Source organism: Bhargavaea massiliensis, assembly GCF_050480245.1.
Lineage (GTDB): Bacteria > Bacillota > Bacilli > Bacillales > Anoxybacillaceae > Anoxybacillus.
This window is the reverse complement of the sequence record NZ_JBCNEQ010000012.1, coordinates 1-6,643: the sequence shown is the minus strand read 5'-3', so window position 1 is coordinate 6,643 and position 6,643 is coordinate 1. Positions and strand designations below refer to the sequence as shown.

Annotated in this window: 1 protein-coding gene and 1 pseudogene; one reads left to right on the top strand and one right to left on the bottom strand. The window is 32.9% G+C overall.

Going from position 1 to position 6,643, the window contains the following annotated elements:
* Positions 1-629: 629 nt before the first annotated feature.
* Entirely contained in the window at positions 630-5,249 is a 4,620-nt protein-coding gene (locus ABEV15_RS03275) for a hypothetical protein (RefSeq protein WP_498852344.1), read from the bottom strand.
* A 335-nt stretch (positions 5,250-5,584) separates the two neighbouring features.
* Here ABEV15_RS03275 and tnpC point away from each other — a divergent pair.
* Positions 5,585-6,643: pseudogene (gene tnpC, locus ABEV15_RS03270) on the top strand (IS66 family transposase); the annotation flags it as partial.

Here is a 6,643-nt window from a genome sequence, read left to right as displayed (position 1 = left end):
ATACAACGACCTCATGACCCCAGCTGCAAGGAGACCATTCGACAGAAGGTTGTTTTCATCCTTCCGATGGTGACGAAATTTTTTTGTCATGGGAGTCTATATAATAATTCTATATAATAATTCTATATAATAATTCTATATAATAATTCTATATAATAATTCTGGTAAGTAATCTCTCCATCCTTTTCATAAAAATGTCTTTTATCAAAGTTGTTATTTTGTTGAGAATATAAGGCTTGTAGATTTTGAACTAACTGATTAAATCGCAAATCCGGTTGCTGCTCCTATATTTTGAACAACAGAGTTAAAATCCTTGGAATCCTCTTCGGATCTCTCATCTCCCATACCTCCATTTAAAGATTCTACTGCTCACTTTATCGAAAAAATTATCTTATTACTGCTTACTTTAACGAGTATTTGGCTAAATATTTTTTGGTAAAATCTAAGAACTGCTGAAACCCTTTGATATCAAGGGATTCTTGATAATAACATTCGGTAAAGCAAGCATCAAAGGATACTTCGATGAGTACTTTACCGAATACCTATTTATAAACCTGCTCATTTGACCGAATTCAATACTGTCACTCAGTACTAAAGTTTTGCCTTAGTTATAAACAGCTATCATCAAACTATAAATCCATGATTGTTCTAGTTAATTCACGAATTGTTCCTATTCGACTTTCAAACATAATATCCCAAATATTTAAACACTGTTGATTTACTTCGTAATCATCCTGTGTCCGATCATAAAGTAATGCGATTAATTTTGATAGTTCTGGAGCTATACCATAAAGTTCGCTTCCTATATCAATTACTTCTCGCTTAGAGTTTTCAATAATGTTTTGACACATACCAAATATAATTTCCTTGAATGTTTTAATTGGAACATCATTTTCATTAATAAAGTCAACAAAGTGCCTGATTATTCTTCTGTTGGATTTAGAAGTTACCAGTTTTAATATAAATCCTGCGTCCTCATGTATATTTAGCTTCTCTTTATTTAGTAATTGAGCTAACAAAAAAGTAAAATCATCTTCCTTTTCTTTATCTAAAAAATGTTCTATTATTAATTTGCACTTTTTATGATGTTCTTGATGACCTATGAGATCTACTGCAATTCTAATTATTCCTTCCTTTTGAAACTTTGATTTTTTGTTATTCCCAAAAATAACATCATTAAAACATCCATATAGTACATTCATGTTTGCTAAATGATTCGCACCAAATTTAGATACATCTTCTAACTTTGAATTATACATTTTTAAAACTAGTTCTTTTATTTCATTTGTGTAGTCCTTATAAATGTAATAAAACAAATAATATGCATTTGGATGAGCAACAATTCTTAGGTCCCTATTTGCTAATTTAAAGAAGCTATTAATAGCATATTCTCTATCAAAATTCATGATTGGGATAATGCATTCAATTGCTGACATATTTACAGCCAGATTTTCATCGTTAACAATAGATTCAACAGCATCCTTCAAGTATTCATATCTATTACTATCTTTCCATAATAGTGAAGCAATTGCTTGAGCAGCACATCCCCGTACACAATTTATTGAATTTGTTAATAAAGATTCTACCGTTTTTCCATCCGGGTCATTAGATGACACTACATTCAACTTTCCCTCTTCAGGATTAGGATGGTTCCTAGCAATATCGGAAATTTTATTTAAAATATCCTTATTCCAAGGTTCGTTAGCTCTCTCTCTTATTCCTCTACAAAAAGACATGACAACACTAACATTCTCTTTTTTACTCCATTTTTTATATAGTTTCTGTGCTATGTCAAAATCAACAGGCTTCCAATTTTCGTTATCAACAATATCTTTACTTGCCTCTTTTTCTCCAATAATATCAAAAATTGCTCTTATATAGTTGTGGTCAATATCCTCTGATAATTTTATTGCTAATGAAGCTATTCTATTCGGATTTTGCTTACCTACCCTCTCAAGATCTCTTGAAAATTGCTCCGGTGAAGATTCCAATATAGGACCCTCACCTAATGGCCATTTTTCCTTCTTATAATCTTTTTTCGTGATGATTTTTATCCATTGCTCATCGCTGATTTTCTCAGCATTGGAACCAATTGTTGAGCCTACAAAGCCTCCTCTAACTTTATTCCTTTTATATCTGATATCTTCTTGACCTTCGAATTTCCTATCAAGCACTCTCATAAGTTCAAAAGTATTTTTTGAAATTCTATTTTTATCTAATGCTGGTAACAATTTGTGTTGTACCTCTCCCCAATAGGACCAATAAACCATTATTTTTTTTTGTTCTTTTCTATTTTCTCGGTTAAATTTAAACCTATTTTTTGCTCTATCTAATTCTTCTTCATCGTGGTAATAGTAAAGAAAAATTTCTAGCATTTTAAAGACTTCATCCGAACAAGTCTTAGAATGCTTTTCTATGATTTTTTTAGTTGATAGTAAATAATCATCGGATTCCCCAGTATAATTGAAAAATCGTCTATATGGTTTTTCAATTAACCATTTAATTGCATAATCTGAATACTCACTTGGTAAATTTTCCATTATACATAATAAAATCTCATTAATTATAAGTGAACAGTATTCATCATATTTCTCACATCTTTCTAAGAGACTAATTGTATCAATTTTAACTAACTCTTTTCCTGCAGCTTTTACCATTTCTACATACACTCTTCCGTACAATTGTTCCGTATATTGCATTGATTTCCAAAAATCCAATTTTCTGTCATAAATAGAAGTTGTATTTTGAGTAGATTCTGCAATATACGGCATAAAGCTTTCCCAAACTTGGTAAGGGTTATCTTTCGCTATTTCAGTAAAGATTTTTATTGCTTTTTCATCTAAATCATGTCTTTTTTCAATATCCTCCTTCTTAACATTCTTAACTATCTCATCAAATAATTTTAACGCCCTATTAGGAGAATTCTTAGCTAATCTCTCCCATGGAATGTATGCCCCCAAAAGTTGTTGCCTAAATTTTAACAATTCCAATCTGAATTCAAACATATTATTAGAGTCTTCTTCGATATTCCAACATAGGACACTATAAATTTTACTATCTAATTCAGGATCCTTGAATGCTAAAGGATAAAGTAACGAGGTCAATTCATCAGGGATCCCCGAATTTACTGTTCTAAGTAGCCACATTGCTGATTCTCTATCATTTTCAGAACTCAACCATTGAGAAATATAACCTTCACGAATTAAAAACTGTACATAAATAGGATGATTATTGAAAACTGCATCGAATAAATGATTTCTCCAATATTCTGAGTTAATATATTCCTTCAGGAATATTTCTGTTTTTGAACTAATATACTCTGCCTGTCCTAGAACTTCTAAAAAAACATACTTCATATAAAAACGAACATTTTCACTCCTAATCAGTTCAAGTCCTATACCTACAAAATAATCCATATCATATTCTTGAAGATACTCTAATAACATTTGCAGCTGATATCTTTTCGACGGAGTTTGTTTAGACATTGGACCAAGAATACTAGTTATTGAATCTCCATTAAATTTTTGCTGAATCATTTTTTCAACCAGAAAATAATCAAAAAAGCTTTGATGAACAAAGCCTATGCTCTTTTTATCGGAAATTAACAGTCCATTAGACAATAAGTGTTCAATAGCTACCTTAGAACAATTACTAACCAAATGCATTGGTATCATTAACCTTCCTAAATTATCTATATACCTTACTATTGTATCTTTCAGTTCATTTAGATCACTATACGATATACCTAATTTTTCACTATTAATACTTATTTGTCGCCACCATTGTTCTATTAGATCACTAGAAGATTTATAGGGGTTTTTCTTGCTGTTTTCTTCAAGATTTGACCAAATATAAAGATTGCTTGGAGATTTTAACAAAGTTCTAAGCTTCAATGTTAAATCATTATATGTTACTCCTACAATTCTTTTTACACTTTCATCATCTAACTCTGATATTAATATTTCCTTCCACTCAATTCTTTCGTTAGTTTCATTCGATTTAAATAATTGTTTTATGCCAGTATCATTTTGAAAATCAAATGTGCGACAAACAAAAACAATTGAGATTTTTTTATCTCTATCTTTGTTAATGTTAGTTACCTCAGCAATCATTTCTTTACAGACTTCTAATGCAGTACTAGAGTGATTGTTCGTCCAACGGATGGCATCAAGTTGGTCTAAAATCAATACAGCTTCATGACCATTCGAAACCGCATCAATACAAAATACAGGTGATGCAGGTAAACCTAATTGTTCTCCGTAACTTTCGGAAGAATATTCTGGAACACGTCTATCTAATTTTAAGGAAAGATGGACTATATTATCCTTTTTAAGCTTTTCTAGTAATCCAATAACATATCCGCTTTTTCCACTCCCTGCCTTTCCGTGTATAACAATTGAATTTCCATTTAATATCTCTTTGTAACAATGTTCTATTTCTTTCCTATAAATATAGGTGTCATTAATTTTTACAAATGAAGAACTGAATTCATTATTCAAGTATTCTATTCTAGGTATTATCCTTTCATCTTTATGTAGTTGTCTAAGGGATATTTCTGGTTGTTTTTTTAAATAATTTATTAACATATAGGATGTGATTTCTTTTCCTAATAGATCATTTTCTATCGGAAAGTTCAATAATAAATTATATATAGTTTCTGGATTTCCAGTAAAAAGATACTTTATCGTTTCCTTTAAAGTTGTTTTTGTTTCTAAATCATCAGGAAAATGAATAATATGTATTCGCTTTAAATAATGAAAAACCCGATCTCTATCTTTTTCAGAATTATAATCAAGATTAAAGGATTCTACTATTTTTTTATATGCTTTTTCCACTTTCGAACTACTTTTAATTTGATACTCATAAAAATCTCTTGGGTTATCATTCGAGTTCCTTGCTCTAATTGTAATATCATTTAGCATCATACAATTAACTGCCGACACAAACTGATAAGTGGTTTTTTCATTTGAGTCTAAATACTTTTTTGCATTATCAAATATATCCCTTGCTCGTAAATCACTAATATCCCAAAACTCTTTACTTCCATTTCTAGCTTTACACTGTGAACATATTAAACTTCCATCATTATTTTTAATCCATAGGTCAATCCCCTCTTCCTCTTCACCAATAGCTTCCAATGTGATGGAAGATATTTCTTCTTTTACAAGTCTAAGCAATTGCTTTACTACCCACCTACTCTCATACCTATTTCCAAATTTATCTGCTCTCCCACCAACTTCAAAAGGCATAAAATCCCTCCTATTCAGTTCTTCATCTTCATCAAAGAGAAGAAATGGCTATTCAGAAGTTTATAGTTTACGCATTATTTCCTTTATATTAATCTTCTATCTTGTAATTAGTAACAAGGCATTTACGTCTAATATATCTTCATTATACCTATTTATAGAATTTTATATAAAGGATAATATTGAAGACCTATAACTATTACCCAAATCAAAAAACTCTTAAAAAATTTTGAAATGCTATTAAAATGTAACTATTCAGCCACATCATAAAGTGAGCTGAATATTTTTTGTATTTCCTGTCTATGATGTGGATATTGATAGACAAGGAGGTGAATCGCATGTTGACGGTACAACAAGCTGTATTTACAGTTGAGAGCTTAATCGGCAAAGTTCAACAACAAAAACAGCTCATTCATCAACTCGTTCAAGAAAATGAACATTTGCGTCACGAAAACAAACAACTACGCAAAGAAAATGAACAACTGAAGTACCGTGTTCAAGAGCTGGAAGCACGCACGAAAAAAAACAGCTTCAATAGCCATTTGCCCCCATCTTCTGACCGTTTTCACACCCATTCTTCTCGTCAACCATCTGGCAATAAGCCAGGCGGACAAGAAGGACATCAAGGAACGACGCTCCGTCAAGTGGGACATCCACATCATCGCATCGTCCACCGTGTGCATACGTGTCAAGGATGTGGGGCTTCTTTGCGTGAAGTCAAACCGTTCAAAGTCGATATCCGTCAAGTGTTTGATGTCCCTCCTGTGGCGATCGAGGTGACACAACATGAACGTGAAGTGAAATCGTGTCCACATTGTCGATGTGTTCAACAAGCCGAATTCCCAGCCCATGTCACGAATCATGTGCAATACGGTCCACGGCTCACGGCGCTCGTTGTTTATTTACATCATATCCAATTGATCCCGTACAAGCGTTTAAGTGATACAATCGAAGCGTTATATCAACACTCGATTAGTACGGGAACCCTTGCCAATATGGTGAAACGAGGACGCGAAGCGCTGGAATCAAATATAGACATCATCGAAGATGCCTTACTTGAATCCAACATCCTGCATGTCGATGAAACGAGTTTGCGCATCAATGGGAAACTCGCATGGGTGCATGTCGCCTGTACATCGAAATATACGTACTTGGCTCCTCACGTTTCTCGTGGAAAGAAAGCGACTGATGACATCGGGATTCTTCCGCGATATCAAGGGACGATGATGCACGATGGATTCGGTACGTATCCAAAATAAACGCAAGCCACCCATGCCCTTTGTCACGCCCATCATTTGCGTGAGTTAAAAGGCTTCATCGAACAAGGGCATACATGGGCATCGCGCATGACGACGTTTCTGTTAGCCGCCAAACAAGCCGTCGAAGCTCATCACGGT

Excerpts from the sequence above, each read along its gene's own strand:
- ABEV15_RS03275 (WP_498852344.1), bottom strand. The coding sequence starts at position 5,249 with ATGCCTTTTGAAGTTGGTGGGAGAGCAGATAAATTTGGAAATAGGTAT.